This window comes from Marinobacter sp. S0848L, assembly GCF_023016065.1.
GTDB lineage: Bacteria > Pseudomonadota > Gammaproteobacteria > Pseudomonadales > Oleiphilaceae > Marinobacter.
Genome location: NZ_JALKAQ010000009.1, coordinates 78,288 through 102,219 on the forward strand (window position 1 = coordinate 78,288; position 23,932 = coordinate 102,219).

Sequence of the window (23,932 nt, forward strand, 5' to 3'; positions counted from 1 at the left end):
CGTGTTTGAATACGCAGCGGTGCTGAGTTGTACAACTGTCTACCGCCCGCTAGCACTGGTTTTATGGGTATCAGTCAGCTGGTTCTCGCAGTGATTTTGCCACTTCTGAGACTAGGTACCTCGAACATCCGACAGCATCGCAAATCTCAGTGTAGCTCTTACCATCTTTCAGAGAGCTGGAGATGAGCTGACGTTTCCGCTCGTCTTTGGGCCGACCTTTGTACCTGTTCTCGGCCTTTGCCCGCCTAATGCCTTGCTCTGCACGCCTCCGCCGGTCGTCATAGTCTTTTCTTGCCATGGTCGCAAGCACATCCAGAAGCATGTCGTTAATATATTTGAGTATGCTATCTGTAAAGCCGGCCTGTCTTTTGTCCCGCTGGAAAGCGATATAGGAAGTTGGAAGTTCCTTGGAAACGACTGCCAGCTTCTTCTCGGCCAGCAGCCGCTTCAAGGTCTCCCAGTCTTCAGAGGTCAAGCGAGCTAGTCGATCGATCTGCTCGACAAGGATGATGTCTCCCTCCTCTGAATCGGCGATCAATTCCATCAACTTAGGCCGCTTGAGCTTCGCACCAGACTCTGTCTCAAAGTACCAACCAGCAATCCTGACGTCATGCTCTTTCGCGAACTGCTTCAGATCTTCTCGGGCACGTTCCACGTGCTGCTCATCTGTCGACGCACGGAGATACGCCCTGACGTGAAAACTCATTGCTCATCATCTCTCAGTCTCAATCCAGTTCAAGTTAACTGGTTCAACAACTATAGTCTGAAATAAGTGGTCTGAAAAGTGGTTTTCACAATGATTCTGGTAGTTTGAAAAAGGTATACCCTAATCAAACCGCGTAAATACGATAAGACTGTGCCCTTTGCTCTATGCACGGTCACTATGTGTTGTCGCCAGCTCAGTTTATGGGCACAGCTTTGGGATTGAGCCTAAACTCGCTGCCTGGCTAGCATTCTGGCTCGGTGCTATGATTGCTGCCGATTTTTCTTTGGTATTAGGGCCTTGTGATACTGTTTAGATAGTGCCTTACAGCTTTACTGCATAGGACAAACCAAAGCTGGGAAGTATAGTCATTTGGTTGAATTTTAGTCGATTCACTGAATAAGGATAGAATAAGGTGAGAAAGTGCGTTTATATTTTTTTGGCCTCTTTGTTTCTTTCTGCAAATGCCAAAGCTGAATTTACCGACAGAGAAGCATACTTGGTAAGCCAGCTTGTCGATTACTGCAGAGCCCACCAAGCATACGCTGATATATTCCTGTCTCTGAAGTTCAAGGGATATCAAAAGCAAGCCATAATCAATTCATTATCTGAGCTCGATAATCTAAAAGGGGGCATTATCGATAAGGCGTACGCTAGAGATGTACAAGAATCAGAAAAAGATGAGTTTATAGAATCTATCGTATCTGAATGTTACGACGAAGGGTTGGAGTTGTTGACCAGTGGAAAGATTAAGTAAAAGATTTATTTAAGGGTGAAAGGTTCATGAATCGGAAGTTTGTTTTTTTAGTTCTATCTACTTTTTTGTATTTTCCCTTGGCTCATGGGCAAGGCGTAAATGCGGACATGGAGCGTGCAATTAAATCGATGTTCGATAACAGTCCAGACATGGTCTCCGACTTGCAGGTCCAATATGTCAAGCCAGTTAGTAGGAAGATGATGGTGTCCAGAGTTTCTGATTTCAAAACAATTATAAATATGACTTCTTGCCGTGAGGCGATATCAATGGTGGAGGCATTTAATAAGTCGGATTCTCTGGATATAAAAAGGTACAACCAACTTTATGAAGATGTTTTCCCCGTTTCGGATGTTGATCGAAGCTCAGAGTTCAAGAAGGCTTTTGGGGAGGAGTCCTTTTTTGAGTTGGCTTACTGCATGTACCACATTGGTAAATCGTACGGATCTGTTTCCTCACTAAATGACATATTTTATAAGCCTGTCATTAACCTTCAAACCGGAACCGTAGAAGAAGAGCTGGCAAATAAAATTGCAGAAGAAATTCTCAAAAGTAACGGCCTATAGTTGCTGGTTTTTAAGCTGATGAGTAGGAATGGTTTTTAAGCCTTCGCGGAGACTGTGGGAGCTGCAATGAACTTTGGCGCAGCAACTTGCAGAATGGTTTTTTCAGGATCGGGCATTGTTGGCAGCGGTCTGGGCCCTAGAGAGCCAGTGAGTGGGGCACGGTAACGCTCTGTGGTGGAGGCTGAGGAACTGTTCCGTTCGGCTTATGCCATGTAATGGCTGACCGCGCGATTAATTCCGCCACAACGTTTTAGGAAGCCCCCATGGCTGGGATTGAGGGCTAAGCAGGGTTTCCAGCGCAGCGGCCAATTTTGGCCAAAAGCGCTGCAGGGCAGTTGAGGAGTCCTGTTTTTGCCGAAGGCATAGAGCCCCGCACCGTTATTCATCTTGGATAGATGTGAATTTTCGACTGGGGGTATTCACTGCTCCCTTTTCCTGAGCGGCGGTCACCGTTTGATGACGAGCGCGTCCTGCTATCGCCCCATGGCTTTAGCAGGCCTTCCGATTTGAACGGGGTCCAGTTGGAGTCTGGGTTTGGCTTGATTCGACTTGTGCTGTAGTCATTTGCGCCGGGGCTACGTCGGCCTTTGCCGCGCTCTTTCGTTCCGTAGGAGATACGGAACAGGCAGTCCTTGTATAGCTCCAGTTGTTTGCGATTGACCATCGTTGGCTTCTGATAGATGTAAGCAGTGGCGTTCAGTCGGTTTGCTGTGGGAATGAGGACCCTCTCTGCAATTCGATATGTTGACCTGACCTTGTTACCGTCCACCATGAGCGCGCAATGATAGTGATGCTTATGCACGGTTTCCATCTCACGAAACCATGCGTACCCAAGTCGTTGTACTTTGTAGGACTTTGCATTCTGTGGTTTGCGGTTGGGGGCGCAGGTCAAGCTCTTGCGGATTGATCTGACGAAGCTCGACATAACCTCGTTGCGTGGCGAGTATTCCTGAGGGTGCAGCCCGAAGTACATCACGAAGACCTTGTTGTGGTAAGACAGCATCGCATCAAGCTGGCCCTTACACGCTTCTAGCATCTGTACACAGCAGCCCGAGTTCTGCATGCTGTTGATGGGGAAGGTGAGTCCATCAATGGTTATAATTTGATCATAGTGGAATGTCTTCATCTTCCGGCCACTTGCTTGAAGGCATGACGACTAGTTGGTAGGGGGACACTATTAAAAACCTATCCACATATAGCCTTCGCCAATTTCATGGTTAGCTGCGCTGGAACTCGTTAGGGCACTCTGGGAACCGAAATTTTTGGGGACAAATTCGAATATCTCGGCCCCAGCCACCTATCGTTCCAGCGACAATTCTCGTTGACGGCTCGATCCAAAAGCCTATGGCAGTGTTGACGCGTCAACTCCCTACCAGCGAACGCAAATGCGAGATTGAACTGTGCTTGCTTTGGTTTGCCTTCCTGCAGGCCCGCTCCATTTTGTTAGGCTTAACCTGACGAGCCAGCTGTAGAGCACCAAAACAACTGTTGTATGCATGTTCTGGGTATGCGGCTTCCTCCAGTCGATCCGTTATCCAGCGAACAGCATTCGGTCCGATGTAGTGCGCCAATACGATCAGGCGCTCAGGAGGCCACTCCCGACTGTTTCGATCGGATGGCGTCGCCATATGGTCGGGGTTGGTAAAGTACTGGCCTCGGCGGGCAATGAAGGCGCGGTCATGCTCTGCCACTATGCAATCCCGGCGGAAAACTTGAATCCGGTCTGATGAAGCTGAGATGCGTACTTCCTGCCCGGTTAGCTCGAACGGGACCGAGTAGTGGTAGCCGTCGTAAATAACGTGGTTATTCGGTGGGACTCTAGCAACGCGGCAATCTGTAAAGCAGGGGCGCTTTGCAGGTAGCAAATTCAAAAATAAGGACTCGACCTCCTCGAAGTAACGCTCACGAGTCACCTGCAGAGGCAGGGCGCACTGTCGGTTCCAGTCGCTGCTCAAGCGGCAGAGGAGGCTTCTGAGCTGCTCTGCCGAACCGGGTTTGTTGGAAGCGACCTTTTCCATGACAAAGCGAATGGCAGAGGTAATTTGAGTCGAGCATCCAGTAGGCTTGGCAAACCGTTTTCCCCGTTTCACAACTCGCGTGTCGTATCCCGCCGTTGCGCTCAAAAGGTCGGAGCTGGCGTCCTTGAACTGGAGAATCGTTCGCTCTGTTGTTCCATTCGTTTTTTCGAATGTTTGTTGCATGCAGCCGAAGAGCTGATGAGAACTTCGAGCTTCGAACATGTCGAGAATCAAGTAGCCACTCGCAGGTAGCAAGGCGAAAAAGATCCTCAGGACGACAGGGTCTTTTTTGCCGGGCAACTGGATCTTCGTTTGGACGTCCTCGTGGCTGAGTACCATTTCCTCACCCGGCTTGGCGTGAACCTGACTCCCTTCAGGGAACTGTTTAAGCCAAGTCTGGTAGTTGGCGCAAAAGCGGGGGTAGCTCATATGGATCTCAGGGTTTTGGGCTTTAACTCCGTCCAGTACAGACTTGCGCGAAAAGCCAGCGCGGACTTGGTAATGAACATCCGCCCAGTCCACTTGAGGTGCTTTCTGTTCTTTGGATTTCATCGCCATCACTTAATCCGCCTTGACTGAGGAGTTTGTCTGTTGGAAATCGTTTGGGTTGTCGAGCCAAGCCAACAGCTCGCTCAGCAGCCAGTAGTGAGAGCGTGCACTGAGCCGACGTCGCATAGGGAATGAGCCAAGCTTTTCGAGATCGAAGCGGTAAGCCCGTGACAATCCGGTGATGCGCGCGCACTCCTGCTCGCGTACGGCCCTGTCAGTAAGGTCGCAGAATTGTCCGCGCCCGGCGTAAGGCGTTTGGGTGGGGTAGGTATCGGTGTGCATGGCAATGCTCCTGTCTCAGTAAGTTGAGGGAGCATTTTCGTCAAAGTAGTTCAGCGGTGGGGCGTTTCTGTCAGTAACGGATTTCCTTCACTGGCAGTATCGGTTTTGTTTTTCTAACTGATTGTTAAGTATTAACTTTTATTTGTAGTTTTTGGGTGGTCAGTTGTGTTGTTGTGCCTATCGGCCTGCGGTCATTCCTGCTTCAGAAAGCGTGCAGGGAGATAGCCTTTCTTTGCTAGCTGATTGGTAACTTTGGGCATGTCACCTTTCTTGACATCAAGACCCGCGACTTCGCAGATGATTTTCATTTGTTGGTGCACAACCTTCAAAGGTGAGCGTTTCCAGTGGTGGTTCCTTGGTAGCTCTCGGTGGATGAGGTGCCGTTGCTTAGACAATCGCTGTTCCATCTGCTCTTGCCGTTTGTTGCGAGCAGCTTGGGTCAATTCTCGGCTCGCTTCCTTCAGAAGTTGGTCGCGTATCTGTTTCGAGGCGTCTTTCTCCAGAAGAGGTTCGGTTGCTTGTGCCGGTAATCTTTCTTGGTCTTTATGCGCGGCATCCCGTGATGGTGTGTCTGGGTAGGGAGGGATTCTGACGTCCCACTTTGAACACGGCTGAGTTCTGTGTTCAAAGCAAAGGTCGAGTCGAGATAAAGCCTTCAGAGCATCTCCCTCTTTCTGGATTAGCTCCTGCAGGCCATTCTTGTCGTCGCTTGGTTTTTTGGCCATGTAGACCGCCCTTGTGCTTGAGTTCTAAGGAGTGAAGTGGACTGCCAGAGCGGTATGGCTCGACTGCAGGTGTGCGTTGTACGGTTGACCATCTGGTCCAAAAGGAGTGAAAAATCCTTAAAAAAAACAGCATGGTGGGTCTGCTGGTGGCTTTTGCTACTCTGTCGGTGCGAAGATTATAAACGATCAGCTGCGCCGCAGTCAGTTAGGAAATCGTCCCAATATTCAGGTGCAAAACCTGGAGTGATTTTGACGGCGGGGAGGCTGGCCCCGCACGTCTTTGAGGCCGGCTATTCTGCCGGCTTAACCGCTACCAAGTCCGTTCGTAGATGTGTGAGTACTTTTTCGGCAGTGTTGCCGATGACTCGTGCGGCGAGCCCGGTTTTTCCTGTTGTGCCCATCACCACCATATCGGCTTTGATTTTATTGGCGACGCTGGGGATGACTTTCTGCGCCGGCCCGGACACGATGTGAACTTGCTCTGGCGTCAGGTGCCAGGTGTTACACAAGTGCTCGATTCTTGGTTTGAGTGCTTCTCGGCGTTTCCGCTCGTGGGCGGCGGTGTCGATGATTTCCAGATCAGCTAACAATACCGATGTGTGCAGAGCGTGTACCAAGTGCAGTTCGCTGCCCATTGCTTTGGCTAAGTGCCAAGCCTGATCGATGATTCGGTTGTTTAACGCCTTTTTAACGGGTTTCTCTGTGCCGAGATCCACCGCAGCAAGAATCGGGTGGGCCTTGTTCCATTTGAGTTCGGCCAGCAGCATGACGGGTACCGGGCATGCCCGGATCAAATGCCAATCGGTTGGGGTGTATAAAAGCGTTTCTGATCGGTTTTCGGTTTTGATCACAGCGCTTACGCGTTCTTGCTGGCAATAATCACTAATCCACTGATGGATTTGCTTCTCCCACACGACACGCACATTAACCTTCAGGTCGGTGCAATCGGTAAGAGCCAGCATTTGCTCCAGCCATTTTTCCCGCATCTCAATTAAGGCCTTCTTGGCTCTTTCCTGAACCACCGGGTCGTTGGGCAGGGCATCAAGGTATTCATGCACAAACGCCACGATGTCTACGCTGGCACCCGTTGCCCGCGCGAGTTCCACGCCTCGAGAGAGTGCAATTTGGTGTTTGTGCTGAGGGTCCATGACGATCAGGAGTTTATCCATGCGCTTTATCCATCCTTTGTAAGAGAATTGAATCCATAATATCAGCTGCCAATGGGGTGGGGTGCGGAGGTAAGTCAAACCTCGTATAATTGCGCGCTTTCTGGCCGTTTCAAAGGCCGCCAATTGATGTGCAGGAGAGGTTGAACCATGAGTCAGGCCGGTGGGCAGGGAACCCTGTTTGTGATTTCGGCGCCCTCGGGTGCAGGTAAAACCAGTCTGGTGGCGGAAATGCTCCGTGCAGATTCACTGTTGGGTGTGTCTGTATCGCACACCACTCGCCCGATGCGTGAAGGCGAGCAGGATGGCGTGAACTATCACTTTGTCAGTCGTGAGCAGTTCGAGGAAATGATCAATCGTGGTGACTTTCTCGAGCATGCCGATGTGTTCGGGAACTATTACGGCACGTCGCAGGTGTGGGTGCGGGAAACTCTTGCGCAAGGACGGGATGTTATTCTGGAAATTGATCAACAGGGTGCGGCGCAGGTTCGCCGGTTGGCGCCGGAATGCGTGAGCATTTTTATCGTTCCACCTTCCCCTGAAATTCTGCGTCAGCGTTTGGTTGGCCGGGGTACCGATGCGCCGGAAGTGATCGAGCGCCGGTTGGCCGAAGCCGAAGCCGAGTGCAGTCATGCGGTCGAATTTGATTATTTGGTGGTGAACGACGATTTCGATGTGGCGCTGGCCGATTTGTTGGCGATCACCCGCAGCTGCCGATTGAAAATGTCTGTTCAGCAAGCGCGCTTTGCTGATTTGCTGACAGGGCTCACCGGGGCAAACCAGTAGCCGCTGAAAGATGCACAGATAACGGTTTGCCGCTGTATACAAATTGAACCGGCAGCAGTAAACTACGCGGTCTAGTTAAAGTACTTGTTATTTCGGGGAACATAATGGCACGAGTTACCGTTGAAGATTGTCTGGAACATGTAGATAACCGCTTCCAGCTGGTTATGCTGGCTAGCAAGCGCGCCCGCCAGATCGCCACCAAGGGTTCTGAGCCAATGGTGCCGGAAGAAAACGACAAGCCAACGGTTATCGCCTTGCGCGAAATCGCCGAAGGAAAAGTTTCTCGCAGTCTGCTGACCGAAACAGAAGAAGACTAAGCTCAAATCCATCAGGTATACGAAGAATTACCTGCTGGAGCGCGAGAAGCATTGAAATCTGTCTCTGCGGTTTTATAGTGTAACTATAGAAGCCAGCGGGAAAGACAAGGAAGAGCCCGGATGTTCGCATTCGGGCTTTTTTGTCCCTGGCATAAAGAACTTAGTGGAGGCGCGGTGTCGGCAGAGGCAACGGTTGAAGAACTGGCTACAGAACTCAGTTCATATCTAGATACCAGTCGCATCAATCAGGTGCGAAGGGCCTACTATTATGCCGAACAAGCCCACGAAGGGCAGATGCGTAAAAGTGGGGACCGCTACATTACTCACCCCCTGGCGGTTGCTCATATTCTTGCCGAGCTGCGGTTGGACCATCAAAGCCTGATGGCTGCGATGCTGCACGATGTCATTGAAGACACCGGGATTCCCAAAGACGCGCTGGCCGACCAGTTTGGTGATGACGTCGCCGAGTTGGTTGATGGCGTGTCTAAACTTACCCAGATCGAGTTTCGTTCCCGGGCGGAGGCGCAAGCCGAAAACTTCCAGAAAATGACGTTGGCGATGGCCAAAGACATTCGGGTCATTCTGGTCAAACTGGCCGACCGCCTGCACAACATGCGCACCCTTGGCCCGATGCCCTTTGAGAAGCGCCAGCGCATTGCCACTGAAACGCTCGATATCTACGCGCCGATTGCCAATCGTCTGGGTATGCACTCGATCTCCACCGAGCTGGAAGATCTGGGTTTTTCTTCGCTGTATCCCATGCGCTCCAAGTACATATCCAAAGCGATACAAAAGCTGCGCGGCAATCACCGGGAAATCATTGAGGATATCCGCGGCAAATTGCAGGAAAAGCTGGAGGAGCGTGGTCTGCCCGGGCGCATTATGGGGCGGGAAAAGCATTTGAACTCCATCTACAGCAAGATGAAGCTCAAGCAGAAGTCGTTCCATGAAATTATGGACGTGTATGCGTTTCGTATCATCACCGACAACGAAGATGACTGCTACCGCATTCTAGGTGCCGTCCACAGCCTCTATAAGCCTCTTCCTGGCCGTTTCAAAGATTACATCGCCATGCCTAAAGCCAACGGCTATCAGTCGTTGCACACCACGCTGTTTGGCATGCACGTAAACATCGAGATTCAGATCCGCACGGAAGAGATGGAGCACATCGCCAACAACGGCATTGCCGCTCACTGGATGTACAAAACCGAAGAGCCGGGTGTAGGCAAGGTCAACCAGACCCGCGTTGATCGTTGGGTGAAAGGGCTTATGGAGATGCGGGAGCGGGCCGATGACTCCATGGAGTTCATCGAAAACGTGAAGGTGGATCTGTTCCCGGATGAAATCTACGTGTTCACGCCAAAAGGGCGGATCATGGAATTGCCGCAAGGCGCCACTCCAGTGGACTTCGCGTACGCCATCCATACGGATATCGGTAATGCCACGGTTGCCTGCCGCGTGAACCGTAATCTGGCATCACTCAGTCAGCCGCTTCAGAGCGGGCAGACGCTGGAAATAATCACGGCACCCGGCGCCCGGCCGAACCCGGCGTGGCTGAGCTTTGTCACCACCGGCAAAGCGCGCAGCAGTATTCGCCACGCCCTGAAAACCCGAAAGCGGGCAGAATCTATGGCGCTTGGCCGAGCGCTGCTGAAAAAGTCGCTGAATGGTTTTGATACCAAGTTGTCCGACATCACCGACGCCCAGAAGCAGGCCGTTGTGAATCATAATCAGGTGAACAGTTTTGACGATCTGATCAGTGATATTGGTTTAGGCAATCGGATGGCTTATCTGGTGGCACGCCAACTCGTTGCCGGCTACGAAGCGCCAGAAGAAAAGCCGAGCGCCGACACCAAACAGATTGAAGCATCTGGTCCGGTGATGATCCGCGGTGCAGAAGGCATCCTGCTCAAGTTTGCGTCTTGCTGTAAGCCCATTCCGGGCGATCCTGTGGTGGGCATTATGGATTCCGGCAATGGCATGATCATCCATACCGACACCTGTTCGCGCCTGCCTGAAGATGATGAAGGCCGAGCCCGGTTAACCCACCTGAAGTGGGCGAAAGACATTACTGATGAGTTCTCAGTTGAGCTGCGGGTTGAGTTGGAGCGTCAGCGCGGCGTGATTGCGGAGATCGCTAATGCCGTAGCCATGGCAGACGGGAACATCGAACGCATCAACGTGGAAGATCAAAACGCCCGATTCGGCATCGTCAGTTTGGTTGTCCATGTAAACGGCCGCCGCCATCTGGCGCGGGTGATGCGCCGAGTGCGCAATATTCGTGCGGTTACCCACATCAGCCGGGTGCGCTACTGATCAAGACCTTTGGCGTAGTTGACAGGCGCTACGCAGAAGGGTGACGATGGTCGTTTTTCTTCAGAGGAAATAGAAGGTCATGACGAACAAATCTGTCATCCAGACCGAGAACGCTCCGCAGGCGATCGGTACCTATTCTCAGGCGGTGAAAGCAGGCGATACCGTGTATCTGTCGGGCCAGATTCCGCTCGATCCGAAAACCATGGAAGTGGTTGCGGGTGACTTCGCGACTCAGACCCGTCAGGTGTTCGAAAACCTCAAAGCCGTGTGCGAAGCCGCCGGTGGCGAGTTGAAAGACATCGTCAAGCTGAACATCTACATGACGGACCTAGCCAATTTCGCGACCGTCAACGAAGTGATGGCAACCTATTTCCAGCAGCCTTACCCGGCGCGCGCCGCCGTGGGTGTTGCAGCGCTGCCGAAGGGTGTGCCTGTAGAAATGGAAGCCGTGATGGTGCTCAGCTAAGGCTGTTGATCATCTCCCGGTACCCTGCCCGAAAATCGGGGTACCGGAATTCAAATCCGCTGGCCAGCAACCGCTGGTTACTGCACCGCTTACTACCTGCCCTGCCGCCTTTGCGCGCGCCCTCTACCGGTGCTTTACACGGTATCTGCTGCTGAACCCACGCCACGACTTCATCCAGCCTGACCGGCTCGCAATCAGTCACGATGTAAACGTCTTCCAAATCTTTGCCTGCTAACGCCAGCTCGCTCATGTGGGTGATTGCCCGCACGGCATCTTGTTCGTGAATCCGGTTGCTGTAGGGTGCCGGTGGTTGCGGATTCATCCGACCCTCAAGCACTTCTTCCAGAAAGCGTTGGCGTGTGGGGCCGTAAATGCCGCTGAAGCGGACAACCGTGGCGGGGTGAATGCTGTTCAAGGCCGTTTGCTCACCTTGCAGAATATGCTTGCCGGTAAAACGGCTGGGTTCTGTCGTGCTGGTTTCGTCTACCCAGCCATCGTCGTTCTGAGCATAAACGCTGGTGCTGCTGACAAAAAACAATCGAGTGAGGGGCCGCTCGCCAATGGCATTCAACAAATTCTTCAAGCCGGTAACGTAGGCGTCGTGATAGCCCTGCTCGTCGTACGACGAGGGTGTCAGGCAATAAATAACAATGTCCAGATCGTCGGGAAGCTTGCCTTCCAGAGTCTCGGGTTTGGTCAGGTCGGCACCAATGCCGGTGATGCCCGCGGGCACTTTCTCGGGGCTTCGGCGAAGGCCGAAGACCTGCGCATTGTTTTCAGCCAGTGCCAGTGCCATGTCCCCGCCGAGTTTGCCGCAGCCTGCCACCAGAATTCGTGATAATTGCTTATGATTCGTCATTGCCATAGACAATTTCAATCCTTATCCTTTGGTTGATAAAGTAAGTGCAACTTCGACCTGAACAATCCGACCGGAGCCGACGATGACCCTCACCGAGTTACGATACGTTGTTACGCTTGCCCGGGAAAGGCATTTTGGCCGCGCCGCCGAGCGTTGTCATGTAAGCCAGCCCACCTTGAGTGTGGCGGTAAAGAAACTGGAAGAAGAACTCGGTATTTCCTTGTTCGAGCGCAGCAAAAGCAGCATTCGGGTGACGGAAGTCGGGCAGCGGATTATTGATCAGGCCCAAACGGTTCTGGACCAGGTGGGCGTGATCAAAGATCTGGCCCAGGACGGTAAGAACCAGCTGAACTCGCCTTTGAAAGTGGGTGCTATCTACACCATTGGCCCCTATCTGTTCCCGCATCTGTTGCCGGAGCTGCGCCGGGCGGCGCCAGAGATGCCGCTGTTTATCGAAGAAAACTACACCGCAAACCTGCGCCAGAAACTCAGGCACTCCGATCTGGATGCCATTATCATCGCCCTGCCGTTCGATGAGCCGGAGGTGGTCACTCTGCCGTTGTACGACGAGCCCTTTGTGGTGCTGTTGCCCGCAGACCATCCGCTGACCGAGAAAGACGAGATTACGGCCGAAGAAATGGCCGAAGAACAGCTGTTGTTGCTTGGCCCCGGTCACTGTTTCCGCGATCAGGTGCTGGAATCTTGCCCGCCGTTGGTGGATGCCGTTACCCGCCGGGCCGGTGAGAGTCAGCCGGGTCTGGTGACGGAAGGCAGTTCACTGGAAACCATCCGCCACATGGTTGCCTCAGGTCTGGGCATCACGGTGTTGCCGTTGTCGGCAGCCACGGCGATCAAATATCAGGAAGATATTCTGGCCGTGCGCCCGTTCGCCGCGCCGGTACCTTTCCGCACGGTGGCGTTGGCATGGCGAGTTACCTTCCCGCGCCCTAAAGCCATCGACATGCTCTCGCTGGCGGCGAGCCAGTGCCGGGTGATTGAGCGGGCCAAGGCGGAAACACCCGCAGCAGTGCCACAAAAATGAGGTAAGCCATGGCGTCACTGGATGACATCTCCGTTACCGAGATCAAAGGCGTAGGGAACGCCTTGGCGGATAAGCTGGCCAAGCTTGGCATCCAGTCCATGCAAGACCTGCTGTTCCATTTGCCCCATCGCTATGAAGACCGCACACGGGTGGTGCCGATGGGCAGCTTGCGGGTAGGCGATGTGGCGGTGGTGGAAGGGGAGGTCATGAAAGCCGACCTGGTGATGGGGCGCCGTCGCAGTCTGCAGGTGACGTTGAAAGACGACAGCGGCTTTCTGGTACTGCGCTTCTTCCACTTCAACGCGGCCCAGAAAAACCAGCTCAGCGAAGGTACCCGAGTGCGATGCTTTGGTGAGGTTCGCCCGGGCCGGGCCGGTTACGAGTTTTACCACCCCGAATACCAGGCCAACCCGCCACCGATGCCCGCGGCCAACGAAGCCACGCTCACGCCGGTTTACCCGTTGACCGAAGGCATCCAGCAGCCTCGGGCTCGAAGCCTGTGTCAGCAAGCCCTGAAATACCTTGAACGGCACCCGATTAAAGACTGGTTGCCCCCGGAGTTGCTGGCGGACTATCAACTACCGTGTATTACAGAGGCGGTAAAGCTGGTGCATTCGCCCCCAGCCGGCGCACCAGTGCCTCTTTTGATGGAAGGTCGTCACCCGGCGCAGCAGCGCTTGGTGATGGAAGAATTGCTGGCACACCAACTCAGTTTGTTGCAAGTGCGAGAACAGATTCAGGCGCGAGAGGCTTTACCCTTGCTGCCGACCGGTGACCTGACTGAACGCTTCCTGGAAGAATTGCCTTTCAAGCTCACCGGTGCCCAGCGCCAGGTCATGAGTGAGATTCGCCAGGATCTGAGCCAGCCGATCCCCATGCTACGTTTGGTTCAAGGGGATGTCGGCTCCGGTAAAACGGTCGTGGCCGCGTTAGCGGCTTTGCAGACCCTCAGTGCAGGCGCTCAGGTTGCCTTGATGGCCCCCACCGAAATACTCGCCGAACAGCACTACAATAACTTCAAAGCGTGGCTGGAACCCTTGGACATTCCCATTGCGTGGTTATCCGGCAAAGTCAAAGGCAAGGCCCGCCAGCAGGCTTTGGAAGCCGTTGCCAGTGGCGAGGCGCAGGTTGCGATTGGCACCCATGCTTTGTTTCAGGATGAAGTAGCGTTCAAGCGCTTGGCGCTCGTGATTGTAGATGAGCAGCATCGCTTTGGCGTTCATCAGCGTTTGGCCCTAAGAGAGAAGGGCGTGGGCGGCTCACTGGCCCCGCATCAGCTGATTATGACGGCCACCCCGATACCGAGAACGCTAGCGATGAGCGCCTATGCCGACTTGGATACGTCCGTCATTGATGAACTTCCCCCTGGCCGAAAACCGATCGAAACCGTAGTGGTGCCAGACAGCCGGCGTGAGGACATCATTGAGCGTGTACGCAGTGCCTGCCGGGAAGGTCGGCAGGCTTATTGGGTATGTACCTTGATAGAAGAATCCGAAGCCCTGCAGTGCCAAGCGGCCGAAGTGACCGCTCAGGAACTGACGGAGCGGTTGCCTGATCTGAAAGTAGGCTTGGTACACGGACGCTTAAAGGCTCAAGAAAAAGCTGAGATGATGACCCGCTTCAAAGAGGGGGAGTTGGATCTTCTGGTAGCCACGACGGTCATTGAGGTGGGTGTGGATGTGCCCAATGCCTCGCTGATCATTATCGAAAACCCCGAGCGATTGGGGTTGGCGCAGTTGCACCAGCTCCGTGGCCGGGTAGGGCGAGGCGAGCAGGCCAGTTTTTGTGTGTTGATGTACCACCCGCCACTGTCAGTAAATGGAAAGGCCCGGCTGCAAGCGTTGAGAGACAGCCAGGACGGTTTTGTAATCGCCGAGAAAGATCTGGAGATCCGGGGTCCCGGCGAAGTGCTTGGCACGCGTCAAACGGGTTTGATGCAGTTCCGTTTGGCCAATTTTGAACGCGATAAAGGCTGGATTGAGCCGATCAAGGAAATGGCACCGGCGCTTATGAAGCAGCCACGTATCGTGCAGGCGCTGATTCGCCGGTGGCTGGGTGAGAAAATCCGGTATGGCGATGTGTGATGATAACCGGTTCATACTGTTAACAATAAAGACCTATTAATAGGCATGCGTTAATTGCAGAATGAATGTATGCGGATGTTAGGGTTCATAAGGAGGCATTAATGGAACTCCCAGGAGTTGTTCGGCAGGCGTTAGGAGACAGTGCTGTTGATGTAGCGCTGCGCAGCGTGGGTCAGACCAAACCAAAGGACCTGTTGCGAATGGTTCTTCTGACGGATAGCGAAGGGAACCTGCAGGCCATTCTTCGCCGGGATGACATGCTTGATCTGGAAAACCTGAATAAACTCCTGGGTCGTGATCTGAAGCTCATGCAGCGCAAAGAGCAAGTGCGGGTGCGCCAGCGAGCGGGTCTGCAAGAGCTGCCTGCCCTGCCATCACTAACCGGCTGGCCTACCATCATCGACCGCAGGGTGGATGAATTGGAATCGATCGCGCTTGAGCTGGTAGAGCAGAACGTCGCTGTCACCATGCCACTGGACGATTTTCGTAAGCTTACCGCCCAAGCCGACCGCAACAGTTTCGCGATTGATGCGCAATCGGTGTCGGTTAATCTCAGTAATGGGCAAAGCGACCGGGATGAGCTGCACAACGCCCTGAAGAAATTCACGGGCCGCCGCATTCAGCAGCGGCTTGAAGACACTCTGGAACTCCCACCCCTTCCGGAAACCGCCCAGCGCATTATTCATTTGCGGGTGAACCCCAACGCCGTGATGGGCGATTTGGTCGATATTGTGGAAAGCGACCCAAGCCTTGCGGCGCAAGTGGTGAGCTGGGCTTCATCGTCATTCTATGCAGCGGCAGGGCAGGTACGCTCAGTGCACGATGCCGTGTCGCGCGTTTTGGGTTTCGATCTGGTGATGAACCTGGCCATGGGCTTGTCGCTGGGGCGCGCACTCAACGAACCCCAGGACCACCCGGATGGCTACGTTGACTATTGGCAGCAGGCCATCTGGCAGGCTCAGTCGGCGGGCATTTTGGCAAGCATGATGCCACGGGGGCAGCGACCATTGTTCGGTTTGGCCTATCTCTCCGGGCTATTGCACAACTTTGGTCATCTGGTGTTGGCTCAGGTGTTTCCTCCGCATTTCAAATTGGTGTGCCGGTCGTTGGAAGTAAACCCGAATATCGATTCCAGCGTGATTGAACACCACCTGCTGGGCATCACCCGTGAACAGATTGCCGCCACTTTGATGGAAAACTGGGGCATGCCGGAAGAAGTAGTAAAGGCACTTCGTTACCAGAAGAACCCGGACTATGAAGGTGATCATCACGTGTATGCCCGTTTGCTTTGGCTGGGGCGCCAGCTCTTAACGGCGCGGGGCGTAGCCCTTGGGGCTGGTGCGCCGTTGGGCGATGACGTGTTTGAAGAATTGGGGCTGGACCGTGAAAAGGTAGAGCGCCGCTTTGATGAGCTGGTCGAGAATAAAGACAGCGTGATGGCCATGGCGGGAATGATGTCGCCTAACTGAATAAAAAAGCCGACCCGCAGGGGCCGGCAATGATGTCCGCAAATTGCAGAGTCCGTCTCACTAATCAGGAGAAAACAAGGACAGGGCCCGGAGCAAAGTGACAAATTCCGTGGCCCTGCTTTAAATTTAGCTAAAGCTTCTCAAAAGGAAAGCCGCGGCCGAGGAAAATGAAATGTGACGCGGTTCTCATTTTTGTTGCTGGGCTGAAGGTGTTGAATTATATAACTAAAGGCTAGGCGTTCCCTGATTTCTTGTTACAAATCATTACAAATGGTGCGGCTCACTCGAAACGAACGTGACGGATGGCGCTCGCCGCTTGGCGAATACGCTCCGCATATTCCTTCTCGATGGCAAAACGTTCAATATCCATCTGTTGCACCATTTCCGTGTCTGCAGCCTTTCGCGCCCGATGCGTGGGCATGTGTTCCAGTTTTTCATGCACCACTTGAAACACGTTATACGGTTCCTGCGATAGCAGTTCCGGCGCTACGTAATCGAGTAATCCCTTTAAGCGTAAACAAGCCTCGGAGTACTCCACCTGCTCTTCTTCCACGGCAATGGCAATAATCCGGATGCTCTCTACCATTTCTTCCTTACGCTTGGCCTGAAACTCCTCGGCTTTTTTCTGACGCAGCCGCTCTTCATTGAGCAAACGCGACTGTCGCCAGATATAAAACAACAGCAGCCCGATAACCACCAAGCCGATAACAATGAACGTCAACTGAAGCCCTCTGGGCATTTGCGATCTCCCTAGTACATAGGATGTTGTCTGAGTTGATCAGACTTATTTTCAGTAGAGGGTAGTTTGCCAGAGATTGGGGCAGGGTGCTTGCGAGGTTGTGGAAGGGGAAATAAAAAGGCCAGCCCGGGAGGGCTGGCCTGAGAGGTAAAAGTACCGGTTAGCTTACTGCGGAGCGGCTTGTTGCTGCCCGTATTCGCGAGGCAAGTCTTTTACTGGGTTGGAAATAAAGTTTAGGTAAAGCCCACGCTCTGGAATGATTAGTGGAATTTCTTTTTTCACCAATCCGGAAAGAACTTCGGATTTAACCATTATTTCCGGGATATTCAGGTTGTATTGCTCGATCTGCATACGACCGTCGTCGAAGAAATTGACATCGCCAACCAGGTCCAGCGTGAACTCGTAATTAAACAAGTTGTGCTCTGCCGTTAGGATCGACTTGAGACGCAGATCTGGAGCATCAAGGAATACATCCACCTTCGTTTTGAAAACAGGCTGGCCTTTATCTCCTTCAATGATATAGCCAGGGATCAGCTGATCTCGGCGGCATTCAGCGCCACTTGCCACGCATTCCGGGTCTTGGGCATATCGCATTCTGAGAACCTGAGGCCCAGTCGTCGAGACAATGCTAAACAGTTCAAGATGCACATCCAACGAAGACGTTACTATTGTAGTGGGATACAAAAGCACTTTTAAGGCATCTTTTCCTTTATCGGGTCCTTCCTCGATAACCGTTGAGCCGATTACTTCGGTGTTCAGCGCGTATGTTTGATAGATGAACTTATTGCGCTCGCATTTATCAGTGTCGGTGTCATCGACAGCGCACCCAACTCGAGCTTCTTGTTTTTCATTTCCATAGTTGGTGAGAAGCTTTGCCGCGTTAGCTGACGGCAGATAACCACCACTACCGTTTGGCTCGTGAGCAAAGGGTTCATTCTCTCCGTCGATCTTAAAGTTAGCATTTACATCACGGATTGGTAAGTTCCTCAAAGCGGTAAACACTGAGCTCTGTGGTTCGACGCCTTTGAAGTAGATTTTCATTGACTGAATAGGTTCAGACCCGGCACCACCACCGGAATTCAAGCCTTCCAACAGATCGGTTTTGAGAGGGTAGTTATTGATTCCACAAACTGAAGTTGGATCAGGCTCGTTGCAGTACCGGGAGTATGCAGCGTTAGTGACCTCGTCCGAGCCTCTCTTGGACACCAGAGTGTACTGATAGAACGCATCTTTTTCCCATGCCTTATCGGGATAGAAGCGAATGCGCTGGCTATTCTTTTCCAGACGACCAGTTACCTCACCTTCGGAGCCATCTATGCGGCTTCCATCGGGGTTTACCTTTCTTACAATAAAGGTATCGCCGAGTTTAATGGAGTCGAGATTCATTGGCTGAGAAAAAACGACCATTATGGGGCGATCGGCGGGCATTTCGCTTACAGGAAGAATATCTCCACCGGTAGTAGTGTCTTTGTCCGCTTCAGTTGAGTCCGCACCCCTTGTGTAACACTCCCCAAGAACATTGTTCTCTAAGTCGAGCTTGGCGTGATTGGTTTCGCAAGGAAAGCCTGGGTATGTCGTTAAGGCGATTGGTGGTGCATCTGAAGCGACATCGCGCTGGCCATCCAGGCTGAATGACAGGTCATTAGCCATGCTGTCGTAGAGATTGCCGGCTAAGTCGGTTAGTCCAGGGGCAGATACTTTGTACTGAATGCCTGCCTTCAAACCACCTTCTGGATTCAGGGTGAGTGCGGTTCCGTCGAGGGCCGTGTTGAGTGTTAGTTCTTGACCATCTGCATAGAGTTTAACGCCACCAGCGATTGACGCCGGGTCCAAAGGCTCATCAAAGAACAGAATCACTGGGTCGCCCGGGCGCTGAATGGACTGACGAGTGTTCGGAATGGCATTGTCTTTGTCGCCAGGCATCCAGCTCACCAATTTAGGGGCAGTGTTATCGATTTCGCGCAAAACCTCGGCGTCGAGAACCGAATCTACGTCAGTGGCTGCTTGTAGGTGGAAGGCGATAGTGGAGTCGGTAAATTCTTGGCCAAGCAGGTTGGGCTCAACCATACCGATAGCATCAATCGTTAGAACGCCGTCTTTAACCAAGGCAATACCGCGTAGTTCTACTCCCATAAGATCTTGGGAAAGTGCTGCGTTCGGCATCGCCTCTTCAGTGTTCATCGACACGTCCATGAACAACGTGATGTGACGAGGTGCGTTGATGTCGTCAGTATAAGGGTTAGGGGCCATGTAACCGGAGGCATCAGACAGCATGGTTACTTTAATCGTGCCAGTTTCCTGATTGCTACCATCTTTTGCGTCCAGAGCCTGTACCTTGCCGCCAACCTTAATGTTCAAGCTGGTGCTTTCCAGTACGCTGCCCTTGGGGATGCGCAGGGGCAGAGCTTCGTCGGCTTTAAACGAAGGAGCATACGCCAGTTCAGCAAACAATGATCCAGTCTGCTGAGAAGTGTCGGTAACGCCCTGCAACACAGAGTTCAGTACTACGCCATTAATGGCTTGACCGTTCAACACTGAGGCAAGGTTGCCGCCATTAGAATCTACCGCTTGCTGTTCCAGCAGCACCGTCGGGCCAGTGGCGCGAGGAGTGAAGTTGAACGACTTGCTCAAACGGGCACCGTCCGGACCGCTGGTCAGGCTGGCTAGGTTGTTCAGCTTGAGCGTGTATTCTTGGCCGGCGTTCAGGATGTCGTCTTTGCTGCCGCAGGCTTTCGGGTCTTCGGTGACGCAGGGGTCAACGGTGACGCGGTTGCCCTTCACCAACACGGTGGCGGGTACAGCAGTGCCGTTTTTGTCCAGAAGCTCAATAGAGCCGCCGAGCTTTTGCCACTCCGGGTGAACCGGGTGTGTCAAAGCGAGGCGGAAGGTAGAGAAGTTCGCCGCTTCGAAGGCGGTGCCGTTTGCGGGTACCTGCCAGGCTACGCCGAACTCGTCAGAGGTTTCTGCCAGCTCAGCAACGCCGCTGAATTCGCCGCGAGTATCGAACTGGATCCCCGGCTCGCCGACCGCATTTGGCGTGTCGATTTCACGACCGCCTTCAGTCAGCAGAGGCTCGTTGAAGGTGATTGAGTAGGTTTCGCGGCTGGTGAGCGTTTGCCCTTCCGACATCTCTAACTTCAGACTTTTTCCGCCATCAATCTTTGTGACGGCAAAGGCTGGGCTGCCGGCGCTGGATTGGACCTGAATCTTTTGAGCAAGTGTCGCCTCATCGTCCCCAATAGCATGGGAGAAGCGAAGTACGATATCTGCTTTTGGGCTTACATCGGCCTGGCCGTCCATTGGGTAGGAGTAAACCAGCGACACAGACTGGTTTCTATCCTTGACGCTCTGCTTGATGTTTTGCTCATCACTGCCGCCACATGCTGCAAGCAGCATGGCGGGAATCAGTGCTAACGTTTTAAATTGTTTCATGACCTGCTTCTCCTCAGAACTTCAGGGTGATGGAGCCGCTGATTACATGGATATCACCGTCGGCAGTAACGTTGGTTTCGTTACCGTCAAAGTCGACCAGAGTGAAGTCCCGCTCTTGTAGTTGTTGGTACTGGTAGCCAAGGTCCAAGCGAACAGGGAAGGCCAGCAGTCGTGTGCGGTTATAAGTAGCGCTCACGCCCAGGCCGACGATGATCTTGTCGGTGTCCAGGTAGTTGAGTTCAGGATTGCGAGTGGTCTTAAGAGGAGACTCTTCGTATGCGATACCGCCGCGAACGGCAAAGTTTTCATTCAGCTGGTACTCAGCACCCAAGCGAGGTACCAGGATGTCGTCGAAACCGATGCGGTTGCCAGCAGATACGGTCTCCTGATCCTTGATGCTGTCTTTGGCAAACTCGTCCTCTAGCTCAGACCAGTTCTGCTGTTCGATGCTACCACCGACCCGCCATCCGTCACCGGCGTACTGAGTACCGAGAACGATGGTTTCTGGCTGGAATGAATCGATGGTGGCCACGGTCAGGCTAAGGCCTGGGTCCGGGATGGTCTGGGTAACAACGATGTTGGAACCCACAGATGTTTTCGCTGAAGATTTGGTGCGGTACGTTAACGCCGCTTCCCAACCGTTGAGGAAACAATCGTCTTTACCGCAGAACGTACTGCCAAAATCGATGGTGGTGCCCAGAATGGTTTTCAGGGTTGGCTCAGCATTAACCGCCAGTCGTTCGCGACTGGTTTCGCCGCCCAAGGTGGACACTGCATCCAGCTGTGCTGCGGCTTCCAGTGTGATTCGTACCGAGGCACCGGCAGAAATGCCACGCCAGATCGGGGTTGCGCCACCAAGGTTCAGGAACAGCGGCTCTTTTCCGTTCTGCAGATACTGGCCGGTTTCTGATGTTTCGGATTTAAAGGCCAGCATTTCTTTGCCGTACTTTTCAACACCGGCAATGAAGCCTAAATAAATAGGATGATCGAATCGGGTCAAAGAGCCCAGGTTAGTCTTCATGCCGATCAGCACGTGCTGGCTTGGCGAGCTGGAAACCACATCGCCGTTGGCATTGGGGTTGTCTGAGCGCAGTTCCTGTTCGGCATGCAGAATGCCCGAAGTCAGTTCGCCACGGGTATCGCGAGTAAGGGATGCCGGGTTGTAGTAAGTCGCTGAAACTTGGTCGTTAAACATGGAAAGCGATTGGGCAGTGGCAACGTCTATGGGCATCACGCCATAGGTGGTGCCGAGGTTGCCCATGCTCGCAGACGCTGACATGGAAAGGGTGGCGGATACAGCTGCAACAGCAAGGGTCGCTGCCCGTACAGAAAATCGGGAAGGAAGAACCATTAATACACTCCGTTCGCTCTTTGTTGTTGTGTACAGCCCCGGCGAGTGCGCAAGGATACTGGTACGATTGTTCAGCTTGCAGTTTATGGTACTTGTCACTTTAGGACGTTGGCATTTTTGACAGGGTGTTATGTCTGTAATACCACGTATGCACAGTATGCGTGGCAAGAACATGGTCTGTGTAGACTAGAAAGGAGACAGAGTGTGTTGTTTTTGTTGCGGAATGTTGCTGGGGAGGGGAGTTGGTGGGCCCACCTGGACTCGAACCAGGGACCAAAGGATTATGAGTCCTCTGCTCTAACCAACTGAGCTATAGGCCCGATAACAAAAGCGGGCGCCATTATACCCGTGAGGGTTGGCGCCCGCTACTGTGTTTTCGGTTTTATGCGCTGCCTTGGTCGTCGATAAAGCCACGCAGATGGTCAGAACGTGAAGGGTGGCGCAGTTTGCGCAGTGCCTTGGCTTCGATCTGACGAATACGCTCACGGGTTACATCGAACTGTTTGCCGACTTCCTCAAGGGTGTGGTCGGTGTTCATTTCGATACCGAAACGCATGCGCAGTACTTTAGATTCACGAGCCGTCAGGCCGGATAGCACAGAACGGGTAGCTTCACGCAGGCCTTCAGCGGTGGCAGAATCCACCGGCGACAGCGCCTGAATGTCTTCAATGAAGTCGCCTAAATGGCTGTCTTCATCATCGCCGATCGGTGTTTCCATGGAGATCGGCTCTTTGGCGATCTTCAGGACCTTACGGATCTTCTCTTCCGGCATTTCCATGCGCTCGCCCAGCTCTTCAGGCGTAGGCTCGCGGCCCATTTCCTGCAGCATCTGGCGGGAAATACGGTTCAGCTTGTTGATGGTTTCGATCATGTGCACCGGAATACGGATGGTGCGTGCCTGGTCCGCGATGGAGCGGGTGATGGCCTGACGAATCCACCAGGTGGCGTAGGTCGAGAACTTGTAGCCACGACGGTATTCAAACTTATCAACCGCTTTCATCAAACCGATGTTGCCTTCCTGGATCAGGTCGAGGAACTGCAAGCCACGGTTGGTGTACTTCTTGGCGATGGAGATAACCAGTCGCAAGTTGGCTTCCACCATTTCTTTCTTGGCGCGGCGGGCTTTCGCTTCACCGATCGAAACGCGGCGGTTGATTTCTTTGATGTCGACTACGTCGAGATCCACTTCGGTCTGAACGTTCTGAATACGCTTCTGCAGACGGACGATCTCATCCAGGCGCTCAGCGATAGCCGCTGCGTAGGGCTTCTTGCTCTTGGCAATCTTCGGAGCCCAGTCCAGGTTCACTTCGTTGCCCGGGAACTCTTTGATGAAGTCTTTGCGCGGCATTTTGCATTCGCGGATGCAGATTTGCATGATGGTACGTTCGTTTTCGCGCACCATGTCGTTGGTGGAACGAACAACGTTAACCAGCTCATCAAATGCCTTGTTGCCCAGTTTGAACGGCGCAAACACCGCACCCAGCTCGTTCAGAGCTTCCTGGGTTTTCTTGTGGCCGCGGCCGTGTTTGGCCAGTGCTTCGTTGGCTGCTTCCAGCTTTTCTTTCAGAAGCTCAAAGCGCAGGCGGGTTTCCTCGGGATCCGGTCCGCTTTCCTTTTCCTCTTCTTCGGCGTCGTCATCGTCTTCAGCTTCGTTGCTGTCAGCCGTGGCTTCTTCGACAACTTCTTCGCCCATGAACGGCTCGGCATCGTCAGGATCAAGGAAGCCGGTAACGATGTCGCTGATGCGGCCTTCGTTTTCGATGATGCGGTCGTAGGCCTGAATAACGGTGCCTGCAGTGCCCGGGAAGTGGGCAACAGCTGCCATGACATCACGAATGCCTTCTTCGATCCGCTTAGCGATAACGATTTCGCCTTCACGGGTCAGCAGCTCGACGGTACCCATTTCGCGCATGTACATGCGGACGGGGTCGGTGGTCCGGCCCGCGTCGGTTTCTACAGCAGCCAGAGCAGCGGCGGCTTCAGCGGCGGCGGCTTCGTCGGCTGTGGAGTCACCTTCGGTCATCAACAGGGTATCTGCGTCAGGTGTTTCTTCACACACCTGGATACCCATGTCGTTGATCATCCGGATAATATCTTCAACCTGATCCGGATCTGCAATGTCTTCCGGCAGGTGGTCGTTTACCTCGGCGTAAGTCAGGTAACCTTGTTCTTTGCCTCGAGCGATGAGGTCTTTTAAACGTGATTTCTGCGAATTGCCTGACATAGACACCCTGTGAACTCGCTTTTAAAGAGGAAAAAAGTTAAACAGCCATTATAGCTGTCGCTTATCTGGTCTGCCAATGAACGG

At 53.2% G+C, this 23,932-nt stretch carries 20 protein-coding genes and 1 tRNA gene; 9 read left to right on the forward strand and 12 right to left on the reverse strand.

The window, feature by feature from the left end; genetic code table 11:
• Positions 1-70 precede the first annotated feature (70 nt).
• Entirely contained in the window at positions 71-706 is a 636-nt protein-coding gene (locus MWU64_RS11700) for a recombinase family protein (RefSeq protein ID WP_247064573.1), read from the reverse strand.
• Positions 707-1,118: 412 nt separating this feature from the next.
• Between MWU64_RS11700 and MWU64_RS11705 the strand changes: the two genes are divergently transcribed.
• Both MWU64_RS11705 and MWU64_RS11710 read left to right on the forward strand, forming a co-directional pair.
• Entirely contained in the window at positions 1,119-1,460 is a 342-nt protein-coding gene (locus MWU64_RS11705; protein WP_247064574.1) for a hypothetical protein, read from the forward strand.
• 26 nt (positions 1,461-1,486) lie between these two features.
• A complete protein-coding gene (locus tag MWU64_RS11710) occupies positions 1,487-2,023 on the forward strand; it encodes a hypothetical protein (RefSeq protein WP_247064575.1) in 537 nt (178 codons plus the stop codon).
• 382 nt (positions 2,024-2,405) lie between these two features.
• Here MWU64_RS11710 and MWU64_RS11715 read toward each other — a convergent pair whose 3' ends face one another.
• From MWU64_RS11715 to MWU64_RS11735, 5 genes are all read right to left on the reverse strand, one after another.
• Positions 2,406-3,149, reverse strand: a complete 744-nt coding sequence (locus MWU64_RS11715) for an inovirus-type Gp2 protein (RefSeq protein WP_247064576.1) — start codon at positions 3,147-3,149, stop codon at positions 2,406-2,408.
• A 235-nt stretch (positions 3,150-3,384) separates the two neighbouring features.
• Complete coding sequence (locus MWU64_RS11720; protein WP_247064577.1) at positions 3,385-4,599, reverse strand: hypothetical protein; 1,215 nt, start codon at positions 4,597-4,599, stop codon at positions 3,385-3,387.
• Positions 4,600-4,602: 3 nt separating this feature from the next.
• Complete coding sequence (locus MWU64_RS11725; RefSeq protein WP_247064578.1) at positions 4,603-4,872, reverse strand: AlpA family phage regulatory protein; 270 nt, start codon at positions 4,870-4,872, stop codon at positions 4,603-4,605.
• Positions 4,873-5,063: 191 nt separating this feature from the next.
• On the reverse strand, positions 5,064-5,597 hold the full coding sequence (locus tag MWU64_RS11730) for a hypothetical protein (protein WP_247064579.1): 534 nt from the start codon (positions 5,595-5,597) through the stop codon (positions 5,064-5,066).
• A gap of 290 nt (positions 5,598-5,887) precedes the next feature.
• Entirely contained in the window at positions 5,888-6,766 is an 879-nt protein-coding gene (locus tag MWU64_RS11735) for a universal stress protein (RefSeq protein ID WP_247064580.1), read from the reverse strand.
• Positions 6,767-6,913: 147 nt separating this feature from the next.
• Here MWU64_RS11735 and gmk point away from each other — a divergent pair, with 147 nt between their 5' ends.
• The 4 genes from gmk to MWU64_RS11755 all read left to right on the forward strand — a co-directional run bounded on the left by gmk (position 6,914) and on the right by MWU64_RS11755 (position 10,648).
• Positions 6,914-7,549 (forward strand): guanylate kinase, encoded by a 636-nt coding sequence (gmk, locus tag MWU64_RS11740; protein WP_247064581.1) that lies wholly within the window; start codon positions 6,914-6,916, stop codon positions 7,547-7,549.
• 104 nt (positions 7,550-7,653) lie between these two features.
• The gene (gene rpoZ / locus MWU64_RS11745; protein WP_114334795.1) at positions 7,654-7,866 is read left to right on the forward strand and encodes a DNA-directed RNA polymerase subunit omega; all 213 of its coding nucleotides are present in this window, start codon (positions 7,654-7,656) and stop codon (positions 7,864-7,866) included.
• Positions 7,867-8,040: 174 nt separating this feature from the next.
• A complete protein-coding gene (locus tag MWU64_RS11750) occupies positions 8,041-10,182 on the forward strand; it encodes a RelA/SpoT family protein (protein WP_247064582.1) in 2,142 nt (713 codons plus the stop codon).
• A gap of 79 nt (positions 10,183-10,261) precedes the next feature.
• A complete protein-coding gene (locus MWU64_RS11755; protein WP_133006601.1) occupies positions 10,262-10,648 on the forward strand; it encodes a RidA family protein in 387 nt (128 codons plus the stop codon).
• On the opposite strand, the gene MWU64_RS11760 is transcribed toward MWU64_RS11755, so the two are convergent.
• Positions 10,641-11,513: an SDR family oxidoreductase gene (locus MWU64_RS11760; protein WP_247064583.1), complete on the reverse strand. Its 873-nt coding sequence runs from the start codon at positions 11,511-11,513 to the stop codon at positions 10,641-10,643. The two genes, MWU64_RS11755 and MWU64_RS11760, sit on opposite strands and share 8 nt — an antisense overlap.
• A gap of 76 nt (positions 11,514-11,589) precedes the next feature.
• Here MWU64_RS11760 and MWU64_RS11765 point away from each other — a divergent pair, with 76 nt between their 5' ends.
• From MWU64_RS11765 to MWU64_RS11775, 3 genes are all read left to right on the forward strand, one after another.
• Entirely contained in the window at positions 11,590-12,549 is a 960-nt protein-coding gene (locus MWU64_RS11765) for a hydrogen peroxide-inducible genes activator (RefSeq protein ID WP_247064584.1), read from the forward strand.
• 8 nt (positions 12,550-12,557) lie between these two features.
• Positions 12,558-14,633, forward strand: a complete 2,076-nt coding sequence (recG, locus tag MWU64_RS11770) for an ATP-dependent DNA helicase RecG (protein WP_247064585.1) — start codon at positions 12,558-12,560, stop codon at positions 14,631-14,633.
• 101 nt (positions 14,634-14,734) lie between these two features.
• On the forward strand, positions 14,735-16,102 hold the full coding sequence (locus MWU64_RS11775) for an HDOD domain-containing protein (RefSeq protein WP_247064586.1): 1,368 nt from the start codon (positions 14,735-14,737) through the stop codon (positions 16,100-16,102).
• Positions 16,103-16,382: 280 nt separating this feature from the next.
• Here the strand turns inward: MWU64_RS11775 and MWU64_RS11780 are convergent, their stop codons facing one another.
• From MWU64_RS11780 to rpoD, 5 genes are all read right to left on the reverse strand, one after another.
• Positions 16,383-16,841, reverse strand: a complete 459-nt coding sequence (locus tag MWU64_RS11780) for a DUF2489 domain-containing protein (protein WP_247064587.1) — start codon at positions 16,839-16,841, stop codon at positions 16,383-16,385.
• Positions 16,842-17,006: 165 nt separating this feature from the next.
• Complete coding sequence (locus MWU64_RS11785; protein WP_247064588.1) at positions 17,007-20,273, reverse strand: Ig-like domain-containing protein; 3,267 nt, start codon at positions 20,271-20,273, stop codon at positions 17,007-17,009.
• 13 nt (positions 20,274-20,286) lie between these two features.
• Positions 20,287-21,624 carry an alkane uptake protein AupA gene (aupA, locus tag MWU64_RS11790; RefSeq protein ID WP_247064589.1) on the reverse strand — a complete coding sequence of 446 codons (1,338 nt, stop codon included), beginning with the start codon at positions 21,622-21,624 and terminating at the stop codon, positions 20,287-20,289.
• A gap of 243 nt (positions 21,625-21,867) precedes the next feature.
• Positions 21,868-21,944: transfer RNA gene (locus tag MWU64_RS11795), tRNA-Ile, on the reverse strand.
• 62 nt (positions 21,945-22,006) lie between these two features.
• Positions 22,007-23,848, reverse strand: coding sequence for an RNA polymerase sigma factor RpoD (rpoD, locus tag MWU64_RS11800; RefSeq protein ID WP_247064590.1), 1,842 nt, complete (start codon positions 23,846-23,848; stop codon positions 22,007-22,009).
• Between the last annotated feature and the right edge of the window lie 84 nt (positions 23,849-23,932).